14 protein-coding genes and 2 pseudogenes are annotated in these 17,894 nt (G+C 69.4%); 6 read left to right on the forward strand and 10 right to left on the reverse strand.

Going from position 1 to position 17,894, the window contains the following annotated elements; translation table 11 throughout:
• Positions 1–212: 212 nt before the first annotated feature.
• From L942_RS11015 to L942_RS11025, 3 genes are read right to left on the reverse strand one after another with little or no spacing between them, the layout of a single operon-like run.
• Positions 213–1,229 carry an ABC transporter permease gene (locus L942_RS11015; RefSeq protein ID WP_037358376.1) on the reverse strand — a complete coding sequence of 339 codons (1,017 nt, stop codon included), beginning with the start codon at positions 1,227–1,229 and terminating at the stop codon, positions 213–215.
• Positions 1,222–2,724, reverse strand: coding sequence for a sugar ABC transporter ATP-binding protein (locus tag L942_RS11020; RefSeq protein ID WP_037358379.1), 1,503 nt, complete (start codon positions 2,722–2,724; stop codon positions 1,222–1,224). Before L942_RS11020 ends, L942_RS11015 begins: the two co-directional genes overlap by 8 nt.
• Entirely contained in the window at positions 2,721–3,710 is a 990-nt protein-coding gene (locus L942_RS11025; RefSeq protein WP_369094762.1) for a sugar ABC transporter substrate-binding protein, read from the reverse strand. The genes L942_RS11020 and L942_RS11025 overlap by 4 nt, the downstream gene beginning before the upstream one ends.
• Here L942_RS11025 and L942_RS46145 point away from each other — a divergent pair.
• Positions 3,649–3,792 (forward strand): annotated as a pseudogene (locus L942_RS46145) (hypothetical protein); the annotation flags it as partial. The gene L942_RS11025 and the pseudogene L942_RS46145 overlap by 62 nt on opposite strands.
• A gap of 5 nt (positions 3,793–3,797) precedes the next feature.
• On the opposite strand, the gene L942_RS11030 reads toward L942_RS46145, so the two are convergent.
• The 3 genes from L942_RS11030 to L942_RS11040 are packed head-to-tail and all read right to left on the reverse strand — an operon-like array spanning position 3,798 to position 6,710.
• Positions 3,798–4,556, reverse strand: a complete 759-nt coding sequence (locus tag L942_RS11030; RefSeq protein WP_037358385.1) for an SDR family NAD(P)-dependent oxidoreductase — start codon at positions 4,554–4,556, stop codon at positions 3,798–3,800.
• Complete coding sequence (locus L942_RS11035; RefSeq protein WP_037358388.1) at positions 4,553–5,854, reverse strand: enolase C-terminal domain-like protein; 1,302 nt, start codon at positions 5,852–5,854, stop codon at positions 4,553–4,555. The genes L942_RS11030 and L942_RS11035 overlap by 4 nt, the downstream gene beginning before the upstream one ends.
• A gap of 1 nt (position 5,855) precedes the next feature.
• Positions 5,856–6,710 carry a fumarylacetoacetate hydrolase family protein gene (locus L942_RS11040; RefSeq protein WP_037358389.1) on the reverse strand — a complete coding sequence of 285 codons (855 nt, stop codon included), beginning with the start codon at positions 6,708–6,710 and terminating at the stop codon, positions 5,856–5,858.
• 925 nt (positions 6,711–7,635) lie between these two features.
• Here L942_RS11040 and L942_RS11045 point away from each other — a divergent pair.
• Positions 7,636–8,832 (forward strand): multidrug effflux MFS transporter, encoded by a 1,197-nt coding sequence (locus L942_RS11045; protein ID WP_051165878.1) that lies wholly within the window; start codon positions 7,636–7,638, stop codon positions 8,830–8,832.
• Here the strand turns inward: L942_RS11045 and L942_RS11050 are convergent.
• Entirely contained in the window at positions 8,786–10,030 is a 1,245-nt protein-coding gene (locus L942_RS11050) for an NAD(P)/FAD-dependent oxidoreductase (protein WP_037358391.1), read from the reverse strand. The genes L942_RS11045 and L942_RS11050 overlap by 47 nt on opposite strands.
• 180 nt (positions 10,031–10,210) lie before the next feature.
• On the opposite strand from L942_RS11050, the gene L942_RS11055 reads away from it, so the two are divergent.
• Both L942_RS11055 and L942_RS11060 read left to right on the forward strand, forming a co-directional pair.
• Positions 10,211–10,447, forward strand: coding sequence for a hypothetical protein (locus L942_RS11055; protein WP_037358392.1), 237 nt, complete (start codon positions 10,211–10,213; stop codon positions 10,445–10,447).
• A gap of 64 nt (positions 10,448–10,511) precedes the next feature.
• Entirely contained in the window at positions 10,512–12,473 is a 1,962-nt protein-coding gene (locus L942_RS11060; RefSeq protein ID WP_037358394.1) for an SDR family oxidoreductase, read from the forward strand.
• 43 nt (positions 12,474–12,516) lie between these two features.
• Here L942_RS11060 and L942_RS11065 read toward each other — a convergent pair whose 3' ends face one another.
• The gene (locus L942_RS11065) at positions 12,517–13,848 is read right to left on the reverse strand and encodes an aminotransferase-like domain-containing protein (protein ID WP_037358397.1); all 1,332 of its coding nucleotides are present in this window, start codon (positions 13,846–13,848) and stop codon (positions 12,517–12,519) included.
• 116 nt (positions 13,849–13,964) lie between these two features.
• Here L942_RS11065 and L942_RS11070 point away from each other — a divergent pair, with 116 nt between their 5' ends.
• Positions 13,965–14,774, forward strand: a complete 810-nt coding sequence (locus L942_RS11070) for an ABC transporter ATP-binding protein (protein WP_037358399.1) — start codon at positions 13,965–13,967, stop codon at positions 14,772–14,774.
• Between the two features lies 1 nt (position 14,775).
• Here the strand turns inward: L942_RS11070 and L942_RS11075 are convergent, their stop codons facing one another.
• Together L942_RS11075 and L942_RS11080 are read right to left on the reverse strand one after the other, a co-directional pair.
• Positions 14,776–16,500: a transglycosylase domain-containing protein gene (locus L942_RS11075; protein ID WP_440201308.1), complete on the reverse strand. Its 1,725-nt coding sequence runs from the start codon at positions 16,498–16,500 to the stop codon at positions 14,776–14,778.
• Positions 16,501–16,651: 151 nt separating this feature from the next.
• Positions 16,652–17,374 (reverse strand): FadR/GntR family transcriptional regulator, encoded by a 723-nt coding sequence (locus L942_RS11080; RefSeq protein ID WP_037358403.1) that lies wholly within the window; start codon positions 17,372–17,374, stop codon positions 16,652–16,654.
• A gap of 265 nt (positions 17,375–17,639) precedes the next feature.
• Between L942_RS11080 and L942_RS44870 the strand changes: the two are divergent.
• Positions 17,640–17,894: pseudogene (locus L942_RS44870) on the forward strand (hypothetical protein); the annotation flags it as partial.

The raw sequence follows: 17,894 nt of genomic DNA on the forward strand, positions 1-17,894 counted from the left end.
CCTCACCGCACCGGAAGCAGCGGAGTCGAAGGCCGCAGCGAAAGGTGTTGCCGCGGAGCACCCCGTGCCGGGCGAACCGAGAGACTCGAAGTCCCTGAAGGAGCCCTTCACGGACTTCCGCGCCCAGCTGCACACCGCACCACCCACCGAGCCGCCCGGACCCGCCGAGTCCTCCCGCCGCGAAGGTCGGATGATCACCGGACCTCCACCGATCAGGTCTGGGGCTTTCCGCCCGCATACCGGCTGATGATCAACGCGATCAGAATGATCCCGCCGTAAATCGCCTTCAGCCATTCGGCGGGGACCTGGGCGATGCGCAGCAGGCTGTCCACCGACTGCAGCAGCAGCACCCCGGTCAGCGCGCCGACCAAGGTGCCCCGTCCGCCGTCCAGGGAAACGCCGCCGATGACCGCCGCGGCGAAGACCTGGAGGATCAAGCCGTCGCCCTGGTCCGCGCCGAGGGCGCCGACGTAGCCGGTGTACGCGAGGCCGCCGATGGCTGCCAGGACTCCGGCCACCACGAAGACCGCCCAGGAAATCCGGTCCACTCTGATGCCCGCGGCCCGCGCGGCTTCGCGGTTGCCGCCGATCGCGTACAGCGACCGGCCGACCCGGTGGTAGCGCAGGCCCAGTCCGAAGAGCACGAACAGCACGGCCGCGAGCCAGACCGACATCGGGAGTCCGGCGAACGTCGTCGTCGCCAGCGCGGTGAACGCGTCGAGCTGGTCGAAGAGCGTCTTGCCGTTCGTCGTGCCGATCTGGGTTCCGCGCAGGACCGTCAGCATCGCCAGTGTCACGATGAACGCGTTCAGCTTCAGCTTCACGATCAGGAAGCCATTCACAAACCCGATCAGCGCGCCGACCACGGGGATCGCCACCAGGCCCAGCGCCGAGGGCCATTCGGTGCCGAAGCCGGACGACGCCGCGGGGATGACCAGCATCGCGCCGATCGCCGGGGCGATGCCCATCGTGGATTCCAGCGACAGGTCGAACTTGCCGGTCAGCAGCACCAGCGATTCGCCCAGCACGACCAGCGACAACGCCGCCGCGGCGGAGAGGATGCTGATGATGTTGTCGAAGGTGAAGAACGTATCGCTGATCAGCCCGCCGATCACGAACACCACCACGAGCGCGGGCAACAGCGCCAGTTCGCGCAGCCACGCCGACTTCCGGCGCTTCGCCCGTACCGCGGGCAGCGCCGTCTGCGGGTCGCTCATCAGGTCAGTCATGGAGCCCGACTCCTTCGATATCCGCCACCAGGTCCCCGTCGGACCAGCCGGCCTGGTGAGCGGCGGTCACCTCGCCGGCGCGCAAAACCAGCACCCGGTCGGCCAGGCGCAGGTCGTCCAGCTCGTCGCTCACCAGCAGCACCGCCTTCCCCTCGGCCCGCACCCGGTCCACGACCGCGAGCAGGGCCTCCTTCGACTTCACATCCACCCCCGCGGTGGGATTGATCAGCACCACCACGCGCGGGTCGCTCTCCAACGCCCGGGCGAGCACGACTTTCTGCTGGTTCCCGCCGGACAGGTCCGAGACCGGCTGGTCCGGGCCGGCCGCGACGATGTCGTAGTCGGTCAGCGCGCGCGTTCCGCGTTCGCGGCGGACCTTCGGGGACGCCAGGCCGCCGGGGCCCATCCGGTCGAGCACGGACAGGGTCGCGTTGTCCATAATGGAGTGTTCCAGCACCAGGCCTTCGTGGTGCCGGTCCCGCGGGACGCAGCCGATGCCCGCGCGCAGGGCGGCGGCAATGTCGCCGGACGGCAGGGGTTTTCCGTTCACGGCAACAGTTCCTGAGGTGGGTTTGCGCAGGCCGTACACGGTCTCGGCCACCTGGTGCTTGCCGCTCGCGTTGCTCCCGGCGAGACCGACGACCTCGCCACGGTGGACTCGCAGCGATACGTCGTGGAATCCGTCGCCGGACAACCCGTCGACGGCAAGCACCTCTTCGGCGTCTGCGGCGAGCGGGTCACGGCTCGCCGCGTCGCGGACCGCGAGGCCGCCCTGCTCCCCCGTCATCGCGTCGACCAGCGCCGCGCGGCTGACCTCCGCAACGGGGGCGGTGAGCACATGGCGAGCATCGCGCAGGACGGTAACCGCTTGGCACACCTCGTAAACCTCGTGCAGGTGGTGCGAGATGAACAGGAACGTGACGCCGTTCTCCTGCATCTGCCGCATCCGCTCGAAAAGCCGCTCGATGGCCTGGCTGTCCAGCTGCGCGGTCGGTTCGTCCAGCACGATGAACCGGGCGCCATAACTCAGCGCGCGAGCGATTTCGACGAACTGACGGTCCTCGACGGACAGCTCGCCCGCCGGAGTGTCCACATCGACCTGGACATCCCACGAGTCCAGCAGCTCCCGCGCTTGCCTGCGCAGCTTCTTCCAGCCGATCGCGAATCCGCCCTGACCCTGCCGGTTGAGAAACAGATTCTCCGCGACCGTCAGCTGCGGCACCACCATCGCGTGCTGGTACACGCACGCCACGCGTGCCTTCCAGTCGTCCTGTTTGGACAGCGGAGGTGCTGGCGCGCCGCCGAAGGAAACGCTCCCAGTGTCCGTTTCGGACAGTCCGGTGAGGATGGACACCAGGGTGGACTTGCCCGCGCCGTTGCGGCCGACGAGTGCGTGTGACTCGCCGGGCCGCACGGTGAGGCTGACGTCATGCAGCGCGACGGTGGGCCCGTACCGCTTCCCGACGCCGTCCGCCTGCACTACCGGCGCGCTCACAGGTTGTTACCCCACAGCGCTTTGTCGTCCACGTTGTCCTTGGTCACGACCGGCGCGGGCAGCTGGTCCTCCAGGATGCCCGGGCTGATCTCGACGATCGTGGAATCGTGGTCGGTCGGGCCGGGCTTGAACTTCTCGCCCGCCATCGCCTTCTTGAGCCAGTACATGCCGTACTTGGCGTAGGCGTCGGCGGGCTGCGAAACGGTCGCGTCCAGTTCGCCGTTGCGGATCGCGGCGAGTTCCTGCGGGATGCCGTCGTTGCTCACCAGCACGACGTGTTTCGGGTCGCCAACCGGGAAGAAGAGGTTCTTGCGCTTGAGCGCCTGCTCGGTCGGCGCGAGGTAGACCCCGCCCGCCTGCATGTAGACGCCCTTGATGTCCGGGTTCGCGGTCAGCAGACTGTCCAAACCGGACGACGCCTTGTCCGCCTTCCATTCGGCGGCGACCTCGAGCACCTTGACGTCCGGGTACTTCTGCTTCATGCACTCGCGGAACGCCGCCGACCGGTCGCGACCGTTGACCGACGCGAGGTCGCCCATCACCTGCACGACCTTGCCGCTCTTCACGCGCTTGCCGATTTCGTCGCACGCCTTGGTTCCGTACGCTTTGTTGTCCGCGCGGACCACCATCGCGACCTTGCCGCTCTCCGGCGCGACGTCCACCGCGACCACCGGGACGCCCTTGTTCTCGGCCTGCTTCAGGCCAGCGACGACCGCGGCCGAGTCGAGCGGCGTGACAACCAGCCCCTTCACGCCCTGGCTGAGCAGCGTGCCGATGTCCGTGATGAGCTTGGCCGGGTCGCTGTCGGCGTTCACCGTGGGCTGCGCGTCGAGGCCCTGCTCCTTCGCCATCTGCGGCACGTATTTGTTGTAGGCCTGCCAGAACGGCGAGGTCAGCAGGGGCAGGGTCGCCCCCACTTTTCCGGTTCCGCCTCCGGCCGCTGCCGCCGGTTTGTCCTTAGTGGACCCGCACGCACCGAGCACCAAACCGCAAGCGGCCACCGCGGCGGCCAACCGGATCACCTTCGTACGCACCGCATCCTCCTTGATGACAGGCCTTGTTGGCTGAGCAGATCAGTTCTGCACGGGTCCGCGCGGGCGCAGGCCGTACATGCCGCCGTCCACCGCGAGCGCGGTGCCGGTAGTCGATGCCGAAAGCGGGCTGGCCAGGTACGCGATCGCGTTCGCGACCTCGTCCGCGGTGACCAGCCTCCCCATCGGCTGGCGGGCGGCGAGCGCCTTCCGCTCCGCCGCGGGATCGGCGGCGGTGTCGAGCAGCCTGCCGACCCACGGAGTGTCCGCGGTGCCGGGGCACACGCAGTTGACCCGGATCCGGTCCGGCAGGTGATCGGTGGCCATCGCGAGAGTCAGCGACAGCACCGCGCCCTTCGTCGCCGAGTACAGCGCGCGGGCGGGCAGCCCGGCCCAAGCGGCGATCGAGCAGGTGTTCACGATCGCGGCCGCCGGGGAGTTTTTCAAGTGCGGCAAGGCAGCCCGGGCAGTGCGCACCATGCCGACCACGTTCACGTCGTATGCGCGGTGCCATTCGTCGTCGTCATTCGCGGTGACGTCGCCCTGTGCGCCGATTCCCGCGTTGTTGACCAGGATGTCGAGCCGGCCGAAGCGTTCGGCCACCGCGTCGACCGCGGCGCGCACCTCGGCGTCGGACGTCACGTCGCAGCGGAACCCGGCCAGCGGCTCGGGCACCTCGTCCGTCTTGAGGTCGAGCACGGCCACCTGCGCACCACGCTGAGCCAGCAGGTTCGCCGTGGCCAGGCCGATGCCGGAAGCGCCGCCGGTGACCGCGGCGACCAGGCCGTCGAATTCGCTCACTGCGCGTTCTCCGTCCATTCAGGACCGTCCGGGAAGCTGAACCGGCGCAGCGTAGCGTCGTGCATGCGCGCGGAAAAGCCCGGTGCGGTCGGAGCGAGGTAGCGGCCGCCACGCACGACGGCCGGATCGGTGAAGTGATCGTGCAGGTGGTCGACCCATTCGATGGAGCGGTCACTGTCCGAACCGGACACTGCGACGAAGTCGAACATGGACAGATGCCGCACCAGTTCGCACAACCCGACGCCACCGGCGTGCGGACACACGGGGACACCGAATTTGGCGGCCAGCAACAGGATCGCGAGGTTCTCGTTCACGCCGCCGACCCGGGCGGCGTCCAATTGCAGCACGTCAATCGCACCGGCCTGCAGCAATTGCTTGAACACCACGCGGTTCTGGACATGCTCGCCGGTAGCTACCTTGATCGGCGCGAGCGCCTTGGCAATGGCCGCGTGCCCGAGGACATCGTCCGGCGAAGTCGGCTCTTCGATCCAATATGGATCGAACGGGGCCAGCGCGGTCATCCACGACACCGCCGTCGCGACATCCCAGCGCTGGTTCGCGTCGACCGCGATCCGGATGTCGGCGCCGACGGTCTCGCGCGCCAGCTTCATCCGCCGGACATCGTCCTCGAGATTCCCGCCGACCTTCAGTTTGATCATCTCGAAACCGTCCGCGACGGCCTGCTCGGCCAGCCGCACCAGTTTCGCGTCGGAGTAACCGAGCCAGCCCGCCGACGTGCTGTACGCGCGGTAACCGTCGGCTTCGAGCTTGGCGATCCGTTCCGCTTTCCCGGGTTCGGCCGCGCGCAGGATGTCGAGCGCTTCCTGTTCGGTGAGCGCATCGGAAAGGTAGCGGAAGTCCACAAGGGACACCAGCTCCTCCGACGTCATCCGAGACGCGAATTTCCACAACGGCAGCCCGGCACGCCGCGCGGCGAGATCCCACGCGGCGTTGACAATCGCGCCGATCGCCATGTGCGCGACGCCTTTTTCCGGCCCCAGCCAACGGAATTGCGAATCGCCGACGAGCGCCTGCGAGAGCGCACCAAGTGCTTCGGCGTCTTCCGGCACGTCGCGGCCGATTACATGCGGTGCCAGCGCGCGGATCGCGGCAGCTTGCACGTCGTTGCCGCGGCCGATGGTGAACGCGAGGCCGTACCCGTCCGGCCCGGCGTCGGTGTGCAATTCGACGTAGGCCGCCGAATAGTCCGGATCCGGGTTCATCGCGTCCGAACCGTCGAGGTCGCGCGACGTCGGGAAACGGACGTCCCGGACCTCCATGGCCACGATTTTCGCCATGTCAGGCCTGCCCGAGGGTCTGGCGCTGCTTGCCGAGGCCGTCGATCTCCAGCTCGACGACGTCGCCCGCGCGCAGGTACGGCTTCGGCTCGGGCTGTCCGAGCGCGACGCCCTCCGGGGTGCCCGTGTTGATCAGGTCGCCGGGGCGCAGCACCATGAACTGGCTCAGGTAGCGGATGATCTCGGCGACGCCGAACACCATGTCCTTTGTGGACGAATCCTGCACCTTCTCGCCGTTGACCCAGGTACGCAGGCCGAGTGCCTGCGGGTCGGGGATCTCGTCGGCGGTCACGAGCTCCGGGCCGAGCGGGTTGAAGGTCTCGCAGTTCTTGCCTTTGTCCCACTGGCCGCCGCGGTTCAGCTGGAAGTCGCGTTCGGAGACGTCGTTGGACACCACGTACCCGGCGACGTGTGCCAGCGCTTCGTCCGCGCTTTCCAGGTAGCGCGCGGTTTTCCCGATGACGACGCCGAGTTCGACCTCCCAGTCGGTGGCCGTGGACCCGCGCGGGATCAGCACCTCGTCGAACGGTCCGACCATCACGTCCGGCGCCTTCATGAACAGCACCGGCTCGGTCGGCACGGCCGCGCCGGTTTCCTCGGCGTGGCGGCGGTAGTTCATGCCGATGCAGACGATCTTGCCCGGCGCGGCGATCGGCGCGCCGACCCGCAGCCCAGCCCCGTCGGCGACCGGCAGTTCCCCGGCGTCGAGCGCCCGCGCGGCCCTGGCCGGTCCGTCGCCGGCGAGGAACGCGCCGTCGATGTCCGGCGTGACCCCGGAGAGGTCGTGGAGGGTGCCGTCACCGGCACGGACGAACGGACGCTCAGCCCCCGCTGCCCCGAGACGCACAAACCGCACGGACGAACCCCTCTCTCGACACCGTTCTCGCGATACATCCGATGTATAGCGTACCGCCGGGAGGGAGATCTAGAGGGTAGGCGGATTTGGTGCGGAAATTGATCCGATCACCGGGTGCGCGGGTGGATAACGGACACTCGTCTGGGCGGGGAGGTCCCGCCAAGGCGAAGGAGACGGTGCGGCGCGGATGGGGACGGGAGAGGCGGCGCGGCCGCGACGACGGACGGCTCGCGCCGCACGCGGGCGGGAAGGCGGCGACGTGACGGCGGGCAGCGGCGGAGAGGCGGAGGACCGGGCGGGGCAAAGTTCGCGGGAGAGCCCCGGTCTGGGAGCCGGGCACGGGGTCGGCGATGAGGGCGGGTTGCCCGCGCCTAGCGGCAAAACCCGGGGCGATCGCCGAGACAGCCCGGCCCCGAAGGTCGGACGCGTCGGCGGGGAAAGCAGGCTGCCCGAGCCCAGCGGCAAAGCCCCGCACGGTCTCCGAGACAGCCTGGCCCCGAAGATCGGACATGTCGACGGCGAAAACGAGCTGCCCAAGCCCAGCGGCAAGGCCCGACGCGATTCCCGGCGCGGCCTCCGCGAGAACCCGAGCGCGGCCGACACTCCCGAGCCCGCCGCCGACCAAGAACCGTGTGCCGCTGAGCGTGCAGTGCCGCTTCCGGACGGCGCGGGGTTGCTCGCGACCGAATACTCCACGACCGACTATCCGGCGGCCGATCAGACAGCTCCCGATCACTCCACGGCGGACCAATCCACCGCTGACCACCCGGAGTCGGAGCATTCCGCACCCGAATACCCCACCGCAGACCCCTCCAACACGGAACACTCCACAGCCGAATACCCCACCACCACGAGCCCGTCCAGCACGGAGCATCCCGCCGTCGACCACACCGTCACCCTCCCCGAGCACCCCGTCCGGGGCAAGATCCGGCGTCTCCTCATCCTCGGCGGCCTCTCCGCCTTCGGGCCGCTCTCCATTGACATGTATCTCCCCGCCCTCCCCCGGATGGCGGGCGATTTCCAGGCCTCCGACACCACGGTCCAGCTGACGCTCACCGCATTCGTCGTCGGGCTCGCGATCGGGCAGATCGTCGCCGGGCCGTTGTCGGATTCCTTCGGGCGGCGGCGGCCGTTGCTGGCCGGGCTGGGGCTGTACGTCGCCGGGTCGGTCGCGGCGGCGGCGAGTCCGGGCGTTGAACTGCTGATCGCCGCGCGGAGTGTCCAGGCGCTCGGCGCGGCTGCGGGGATCGTGATCGCCCGCGCGACCGTTCGCGATCTCTACACCGGCACCGCGATGACGAAGTTCTTCTCGCTTCTCCTGCTCGTCAACGGTCTCGCGCCGATTCTCGCTCCGGTGCTCGGCGGGCAGTTGCTTACGTTCACGTCCTGGCGCGGCGTGTTCGTCGTGCTCACCGCGTTCGGCGCACTGCTACTCTGCGCGGTCGCGTTCGCGCTGCCGGAGCCATTGCCGGTCGAGCGTCGGCATCCGGCGCGGCTGGGCGGAGTGCTTCGCACATATTGGCACCTGCTCACCGACCACACATTCCTCGGCTACGCGCTCGCCGCGGGCCTGAACTTCGCCGCGTTGTTCGCGTACATCTCGGGTTCGTCGTTCGCTCTGCAGGACGTTTACCGCCTCAGCCCGCAGGAATACAGCCTCGTCTTCGGGCTCAACGGCGTCGGCATCGTGCTCGCGGGGCAGCTCAACGGATGGCTCGTCGGCCGCTTCCCCGAACGGACGCTCCTGCGTACCGGGCTCACCGTGTCGACGCTGTCCGGCCTGGTCACGCTGACCGCCGCGAGTTTGCGACTGCCATTGCCTGCGTTGCTGATTCCGTTGCTATTGATGGTTTCCTGCATCGGAATCATCAATCCGAACGCCAGTTCCCTCGCGCTCGCCGGGCACGCACGCACGGCAGGATCGGCGTCCGCGCTGCTGGGCGTGCTGCAGTTCGCGATCGGCGGACTCGCGACGCCGCTGGTCGGGCTCGGCGGATCCGGCACGGCGGTTCCGATGACCGCCGTGATGGCCGGGTTCGGGGTGCTCGCCATGCTGTCGTTCGCGACGCTGGCGGTCAGCCCAGCTCGGCGAGGTCCCCGTTCCGCAACTGGTCGTCAGTGACCACGATCCGTTCGTCGACCAGCTTCTGCAGCGCGTCCCCGTCGTCCCACTGGTTGACGTTCATCGCGGCCGAAACCTCGCCGGCTGGGGTCACCCAGAACGCCGTGAAGTCGTACGCCGCTAGGTCGCCGCGCACTACGACGCGGTCGCGATCCAAGTCCGGCAGGCCGCGGTATTCGCAGCCGATCGCCGGGCCGCCGCGGTCCGGGTCGTATTGGTCGGAGAAGAAGTACGGGCTGTTCAGGTACGGCTCGTTCGCGCCAAAGAGGTTGGCCGCCACGTGCTCGCCTTGCGTACGCGCTGTCGCCCAGTGCTCGACGCGTACGCGGCGGCCGTAGCGCGGATGGAACTGCGAAGCAATGTCGCCGATCGCGTACACGTCAGGTGCCGCTGTACGCAGACCGGCATCGACATCGACCCCACCGTCGTCCGCCAGCTCCAGGCCAGCAGCGTGCGCCAGCTCGACGCAAGGGGCCGCACCGACCGCGATAAGCACAACGTCCGCGTACAGCTCTTCGCCGCTCGAGAGTCGGACGCCGGTCGCTGCGGTGTCGCCGGTGATCGCAGCGACGCCTTCGCCAAGCCGCCACTGCACGCCGTGTTCTTCGTGCAGACGGTAGAACGCTCCGGCAACCTCGTCGCCGAGCACGTTGGCGAGCGGCAGTTTCTCCGGCGCGACCACAGTCACCTCGGCACCGTGCGTACGCGCGGCTGCTGCGGCTTCGGTGCCGATCCAGCCAGCGCCGACGATCAGTACCCGCTTCGCTGCTTCGAACGCCTCGCGCAACCGCAGTGCGTCGTCGAGGGTGCGAAGCGTGTAGAGGCCAGGCAGGTCACCGCCGGGCACCTTCAGCCTCCGCGGGCGCGAGCCGGTCGCTAAGACGAGACGGTCGTAGCGATGTTCGCCGCCCGCGTCATCATGAACAAGGCGTGCACCCAGTTCGACGCGGGTCGCCGTGGTGCCGGAGAGCAGTTGGATGCCGCTCTCGGTCCAGTAACCCTCCTCGCGCACCCAATCGGGTTCGTCGGCGTTGCCAAGCAGCACTGCCTTCGACAGCGGCGGCAGCTCGTACGGCCGGTGCGGGTCGGTTCCGAGCAGCACGATGTCGCCCTCGAAGCTGCGTTCTCGAATCGTCGCGGCCGTGGTGGCACCGGCCAGCCCGGATCCGACGATGACGATCTTCCGAGGTTCCGACATGCGTCCTCCCGAGTGCCCGCGGCGTGCGGTCGCCGACGCTACTCCGGTACGCGGCTGGTCACACCCGGTGGAAAACCGGCCAGTAGGCAATTCGGGTGAACCGGCGTAAGCCGCCGCGGAGCGGGCGGTCCCATCCGCGCACGAAGGACACGGGCATGACGTGATCGGAGGGCGAGGGCCGTGACAGCGCGGGACGACAGTGCGGTGCGGAACGAGTGGACGGTCGGCTGCCGGGACCTGGCGGGCCGGCGGCGCGACGTGACGGTGTTCGTGAGCAGCGACGACAAGGTCGTCCTGGTCGCGCCGCCCGGGGAGGCCGCCGTGCTGGGGCCGTTGGAGGTCGGACGGCTGCGCGCGGCCCTGCGCGACGCCGTGGTGGCCACCGCGACGTCCGCGGGACGCACCGGAACCGACTGACAACTACCGTTCCTACTCATGAGTAGGTAGAGTCGGCACCCGCAGACCCCGAAAGGTGCCGGCCATGACCACCTACTTCGTCACGGGCGCGACGGGCTTCCTCGGGAAGCGCCTGGTCGCCCGGTTGCTCGCCCGGCGGGACACGACCGCCGTCCACGTGCTCGTCCGGAACACCTCGCGCGACCGCCTGGACGCGCTCGCGCGGGAGTGGCCGAACGCCGACCGCCTGGTCCCCGCCGTCGGCGACCTCACCGAACCGCTGCTCGGCCTCGACCCGGCCGGTTACGCCGGGCTCGACCACGTCGTCCACCTCGGCGCGATATACGACTTCACCGCCGACGACGCGGCGAACCGGGCGGCGAACGTCGAGGGCACCCGGAATCTCCTCGCCTTCGCGGCGGCCGCCGGCGCGCGGTTGCTGCACCACGTTTCGTCCATCGCCGTCGCCGGCGATCACGCCGGCCGCTTCACCGAGGCCGACTTCGATCTCGGGCAGTCCTTCAATTCGCCGTACCACGCCACGAAGTTCGAGGCCGAGAAGCTGGTCCGCACCCAGTCCGAGGTGCCGTTCCGCGTCTATCGGCCTTCCGCGGTCGTCGGCGATTCGCGCACCGGCGAGATGGACAAGATCGACGGCCCGTACTACTTCCTGCCCGCCATCTCGCGCCTCGCCGCGCTGCCGAAGCAGCTTCCGCTCGTCGCGCCCGATCTCGGGGCGACCAACCTCGTCCCGGTCGACTACGTCGTCGCCGCGATGGAAACCCTCATGCACCGCGAAGCGCCTTCGGGCAGTACGTATCACCTCGCTTCGCCGCGACCGCAAAAGCTGCACGAGGTCTACAACGCCTTCGCCCGCGTCGCCGGAGCGCCTCGCGTACGCACGACCGTGCCGTCTGGGCCGCTTCGCCGCACAGCGTCTCTTCTCGCGACCGCTGTCGACCGTCTGCCGACTGGACGGGCAACGCGCGCGGCAGTGCTGACTGAGCTGGGTGTTCCGCTCGAAGTACTCCCCCACCTGAACATGGAGGTGGAGTTCGACACCGCGCGCACCACTTCGGAGCTGTACGGCAGCGGCGTTCACCTTCCCGAGCTTCGCGACTACGCCGAACCGCTCTACCGCTACTGGCGCGCGCATCTCGACCCGGACCACGCTCGGCGCCCCGGGCTTCAAGGGCGCGTTGTCCTCATTACCGGTGCGTCGTCCGGCATTGGCCGCGCGAGTGCGCTCGCTGTCGCGCGTCGCGGCGCGAAGGTGCTTCTCGTCGCGCGCCGTGCTGAAGAACTCGAAGACGTACGTAGCGAGATCACCGCCGCAGGCGGCGAAGCGGCGGCGTACCCGTGCGACCTCACTGACGGCGACGCGGTCGACAGCCTCGTGAAGGCGGTCCTCGCCGAGCACGGTGGGGTAGACGTCCTGGTGAACAACGCAGGACGGTCCATCCGACGCTCGGTCCAGCTGTCGACGGAGCGGTTCCACGACTACGAGCGCACCATGGCCATCAACTACTTCGGTCCAGTGCGGCTGATCCTCGGCCTGCTGCCGTCGATGACCGATCGCCGGTTCGGCCACGTCGTGAACGTCACCACGCAGGGCCTGCAGACCGACACCCCGCGGTTTTCCGCTTACCTGGCTTCGAAAGCCGCGCTCGAGGAGTTCAGCCTGACCGCCGGGCGCGAGACGCTGTCCGACGGCGTCACGTTCTCCTCGGTCCGGATGCCGCTGGTGCGCACCGACATGATCGCGCCGACAGGTTCGTACCTCGGACTGCCGGCGAGTTCGCCGGAACGCGCGGCGGCGCTGGTGGTGAAAGCGATCGAGCGGCGGCCGCAGATCCTGAGCCTGCCCGAGGGGCGCGCCGCGGAACTGGCCTCGCTGGCCATGCCGGACCTCGCGCGGTTCGCGGCGCATCTCGTGTACCGGGTGATGCCGGAATCCGCGCCGGAAGCCAAGAAGCTGCCCCGGCAGCCCGCTCCGGCGGCCGTCGCGGCGACGCTCACCAGGATGTTCTGGCGGCGGAAGGCGTGAGGACGTCGTGAGTGTTCATGCCGGTTCTAACCGGCGTGAACACTCACGAGTCCACCAGCAGGTCGTCCGGCGATCCGCGCGCCAGCCCGGCCAGCACGTCCAGCGCACTCGCCAACGTCTCCTCGGAAGGCGCGGACACCGCGATCCGCACCGCGTTCGGCGCGTGTCCGGGCACTACCGAGAACGCGGCCGCCGGGGACAACGCGATCCCCCGGCGAGCAGCGGCGGCCACGAAGGTCTCGGCCCGCCACTGCTCCGGCAGCACCCACCACCGGTGATAAGCCGAAGCGTCGCCGTACACCTGGAAACCCGCCAGCCGGTCGGCAACGATCCGGGCCCGTGCTCCGGCGTCCACGCGCTTCGCGGCCTCGACCTCCGCCAGCACGCCGCCGGTGATCCACCGCCGCGCCGCCTCCACGGAGAACCGCGACGCCGCCCAGCCGCCAGACCGGATCGCGCTCGCCAGCCGCGGGACCCACGGCGGCGGCACCACGAGAAATCCGGCGGTGAGCCCGGGCGCGACGCGTTTCGACAGGCTGTCCACGAAAACCGTCCGCTCCGGCATCAGCGCGGCGAGCGGTTCGGTGTCCGGGCGCAGGAAGGTGTAGATGCCGTCCTCGACCACCGGCAGGTCGAGCCTGCGGACGGTCTCGGCCAGTTCGGCGCGGCGCCGCGGCGGCATCGTGGTGCCGAGCGGGTTGTGCAAGGTCGGCTGGACGTACAGCGCCCGCACCGGCGCACTCGCCGCGAGCGCGGCCGGGACCAGACCGTGCGCGTCGGTTTCGATCGGCACCAGCTCGATGCCGAGCCGGGTCGCCGCGGCTTTGACCACCGGATACGTCAGGGATTCGACCGCCAGCCGTTCGCCGGTCGGCACGAAGGCGGCGAGCGCGGCCGCGATGCCCTGGCGTCCGTTTCCCGCCACCAGCACCGATTCCGGATCCGGCGTCCACGACCCGCGAGCGAGCATCGCGACCGCCGCCTCACGGACCGCCTTGGTGCCCGCCGCGCCGAGCGGATGCAGGGCGTCGGTGAAGACGTCGGCGCGCAGCACGGGTTCGAGTGCTTGCGCCAGCTTGGCCGATTGGCTGGGCAGCACCGCGAAGTTGAGTTCGAGGTCTACCCGCGCGTCGCCGGGTTCGGACAGCGCCGGTTCGGGACCGGGCTTCGCCGCGCGCACGAACGTGCCCCGGCCGACCTCGCCGACTGCCAGGCCGCGACGCACGAGTTCGCCATACACCCGGGCCGCGGTGGAACCGGCGATGCCGCGGTCGCGCGCGAACCGGCGCTGCGGCGGCAACCGGTCGCCAGGCCGCAGCCGGCCGGCTTCGATGTCGGCGGCGAGTTCGTCCGCGACGACGCGGTAGTCGTCCATCCCATCCTCGCTCTGCCGGGCTTCTCCCGGACGCATCATGGCACCGGCCGGTCCCCGGTCGCTAATGCGACCCGCGCAACTCCCCGGACCGGGCTCACTAGGTTAGCCTTACCTGTGTGGCACTGACGAGCGAAGACACCCGCCTGCACGCCGAGGACCTGACGCTGGCCTACGACGGCCGCACCGTCGCCGAGCGGCTCGGCGTGGTCATCCCGGACAAGTCGTTCACGGTCATCGTCGGCCCCAACGCCTGCGGCAAGACGACGCTGCTGCGCGCGCTCGCCCGGATGCTGAAGCCGCGCGCGGGCTCGGTCTACCTCGACGGCGAGGTGATCTCCAGCTACGGCGCGAAGGAGGTCGCGCGGAGGCTCGGCCTGCTGCCGCAGAGCTCGATCGCGCCAGACGGGATCACCGTGTCCGACCTGGTCGCGCGCGGCCGGTACCCGCACCAGAAACTGCTGCGCCAGTGGTCCCGCGAGGACGCGGAGGTGGTCGCCGATTCGATGCGCGCGACCGGCGTCGACGACCTCGCCGAGCGGATGGTGGACGAGCTGTCCGGCGGGCAGCGCCAGCGCGTCTGGATGGCGATGGCACTGGCCCAGCAGACCGACCTGCTGCTGCTCGACGAGCCCACGACGTACTTGGACATCGCGCACCAGCTCGACATCCTCGACCTGTGCGCGACCCTGCACCGCGAACAGGGCCGCACGCTGGTCGCGGTGCTGCACGACCTCAACCACGCGGCCCGGTACGCCACCCACCTGATCGCGATGCGCGACGGGAAGGTGCTGGCCACCGGGACGCCGGAGGAGGTCGTGACGGCGGAGAACGTCGAACGGATCTTCGAGCTGCCGTGCCGGGTGATGGAGTGCCCGGAGAGCGGCAGCCCGATGGTGATCCCGAAGGTCAGCCGCCGGGCCGCCTGAGTCACCGGCTGGCCATGAAGGACCGCCACACGTCCGCCGGGATCGACGTGCCCGTCACCTTCTTGCCGTCCGCGTCGAGCAGCTTGCGGTTGTCGTCGGTGCCTAGCCATACCGCCGTCGCCAGTTGGGGCGTGTAGCCGACCGCCCAGGCATCCTGGTTGTCGCGCGAATTTCCGCGCTCGAACTCGCCGGTGCGCAGCGCTGCCGGGCGACCGTCCGGCAGCGTCGTCCGCAACGCGGAAGTCACGTCCTGCGCCACCTTCTCCGGGACCGCGGAAGCCGGCTCGTTTTCGTGCTGCCACACGACTTTTCCGGACCGGTCGAGCACCTTGTCGACCAGGTGTACCGGCGCGTGCATCCCGTTGGCGGCGTACGTCGCGTACGCCCCGGCGACGTCGAGCGGTCGCATCGGATACCGGCCGACGACGATGCCCGAGCCGATCGTGAGGCCGTCCTGTTCGCGCATGGTCGGCGTGCCGTCCACCTCGTCCGGGATCCCCGCCGCCCGCGCCGCCGCGCTCACCTCATCGACGCCGATCTTCTTCGAGACCGTGATGAACGGTGTGTCCGCACCCGAGGTCAAGGCACTCCGCAGAGTACACGGCTGCGGGCACTTCGGCGGATAGTCGAACTTCTCGCCGAGATACAGAATCTCTTTAGGAGCAGCCACTTTTTCGTCCAGCGACATCCCGTTCTTCAAGCCAGCGGCCGCGGTGAACGGATAGAATGCCGAGCCGAGCGCGTGCCCGGTTGCCGCATAATCCCGGACGCCGTTGTTGCCGCCGTCGTACGCGCGCACCGCGCCGTTCGCCGGATCGACGGCCACCAGCGCGCCGCGGAACTCCGCTGGCTCGCCCTTCAACCGGTCGCTCAACGCGGCGTGCGCGGCGCTCTGCAATCCAGGGTCGAGGGTGGTCTGAACGGTCAGATTCCCTTGCTGCAACCGCGAAAGCGAGAAACCGGCCGCCTCCAGCTCGGTGAGCACCCGCTGTTTGAGGTGATACTGGTGGTAATTCAGGCTCACCCGCGTCTCCGCCGGCGGCTTGATCTCCGCGCCCGGGTAAGCCAGGCCGTCGGCGTTCTTCACATAGCCGCGCTCGACCAGCTTGTCCCGCACATACCGCCAGCGCTTCGCCGCGTGCTCGTCCCCGGACACCGCCGGATCGTGCACCGAAGGCGACTGGATCATCCCGGCCAGGAACGCGGCTTCGCTCCAGGTGATGCTGTTGTCGAGCGGACGGCCGAAGAACGCGTTCATCGCCGCTGCCGGGCCGAAAGTGTTGCGGCCGAAGGAGATGATGTTGACGTAGCTCTCGAAGATCTGTTCCTTGCTCTGTTCCTGCGTGATCTTCGTGGCGAGCACGAGTTCCTGCATCTTCCGGGCGAGCGTCGAATCCTCGTCGCCGGTCGATTTCTTGATGTACTGCTGGGTGATCCCGGACCCGCCGCCGACGCCGGTCAGGAACGCGCGGCCGATCCCGGTCGGATCGAAGCCGGAGTTGGCCCAAAACGTCGGGTCCTCGGTGGCGACGATGGCGTCGCGCAGCTTCTGCGGGATCTGGTCGAACGGCACGAACCGCCGGTCGCCGCCCGGGGGCACGACGCGCAGCAGCTCGCTGCCGTCGGCGTACTTCAGCGTCACAGTTTTGCCGAGCGAGGCGAGGACGTCCTGCGGGCTGCGGACGTCCAGCAGCAGGTAGGCGATCCAGAACGCGAGCAGCGGCACCCCGACCGCGAAGCCGGTCAGGCAGTAGGCACCCCTGCGGATGCGGCGCCACCGGCGACGGACAACAGCGGATTGGTCACTCTCCGAGGCTGACTCCACGAATGGTGGACGGCTGAACTAGTGACAAGGTTCTGCCGAGCCGGTGAATTGCTCACGAGAGGAAGGCGCGCAGGAGCGATGCGGTGCCCTCGATGTGCTCAGCCATCGCCTGCCGCGCGGCCACCGGATCGCCGGCCAGGATCGCGTCGACGATCGCCTCGTGCTGCGCGTTCGAATGCTCCAGATTGGGCTCGAGCAGCGGAATCCGGTCGAGCAGCTGGTTGACCCGGGTCCGCGCGTCGGCGACTGTGCTGGTCAGCGACGCGGACGCGGTGACCTCGGCGATCGCCAGGTGCAGCCGCGAATCCTTGCGCCGGTAATCGGCGAGGCTCGCCGCCGACGCTTCCGCGAGCGTGCCGGTGAGGTGCTGCCGGTCAGCCGGGCTCAACGTCCGCGCCGCGGCTGCCTCCGCCGCACCGGTTTCCAGCACGTGCCGCAGGCAGAGCGCGTCTTCCAGCCCGGCCGCGTCCACCTCGCCGATCGCGCGTTCCGCGGGCTCCGGCAGTTTCTCGTTCACGAACGTGCCGCCGTACCGCCCGCGCCGCGACTCGACGTACCCCGCGTCGGCCAGCGCGCGGATCGCCTCCCGCAGCGTCACCCGGCTCACGCCGAGCCGTTCGGCCAGCTCGCGCTCGGAGGGCAACCGGTCCCCCGCGCCGACGACCCCGAGCCGGATCGCCTGCAACAGCCGCTCGACGGTCTCCTCGAAGGCGTTCCCGGCACGCACCGGCCGGAACAGGGCCGCGTCCGCGCTCACCACCGAGGTCGACTCCACCTGTCCGATTCTATGCTGCCGCCGAACGCCGAGCCCGCCAGAGCGACGCCCGCACCCTGCGCGCTGGCACCGGACTGGCCGAGGAAGACGCCAGCCGCGGCTCGAAGCGCGAACGCTGGTGGACGGCAGCGCAGGAATCGACTCGGATGCGCGCGGCCGGCTTCGTCGACGACCTGGAGAGGTCCGGACCGCTCGTGGCTTTCCCGCACCAGCACGAGGACATCCGCTCCCGCGAACCGGAACTGCGGCGCTGAGCAGCACCCGGATGCCGCTCACGCCGGGCGAATGCCGGCGGCTGACCGAAGAAATCGAAGCGGTGATCGAACGCTACCGCCGCCCGGCCCGTCCCGGCGACGAAACGGTGATCGCGCAGTGGGCCGCGTTCCCGCACCCGAAGACCACGCGCCCGCCAGCCCGAAAAGCCGTGAAGGACTCCTCGAAGGAATCTGATTCCCTGAAGGAGCGGCGGATTCACGTGGTGGTTGCAACACCTGGTGTTTGTTGGTGTGAGAGTAGTCGT

The sequence above is a fragment of the Amycolatopsis orientalis DSM 43388 genome (assembly GCF_000411975.1).
Classification (GTDB): Bacteria; Actinomycetota; Actinomycetes; order Mycobacteriales; family Pseudonocardiaceae; genus Amycolatopsis; species Amycolatopsis orientalis_D.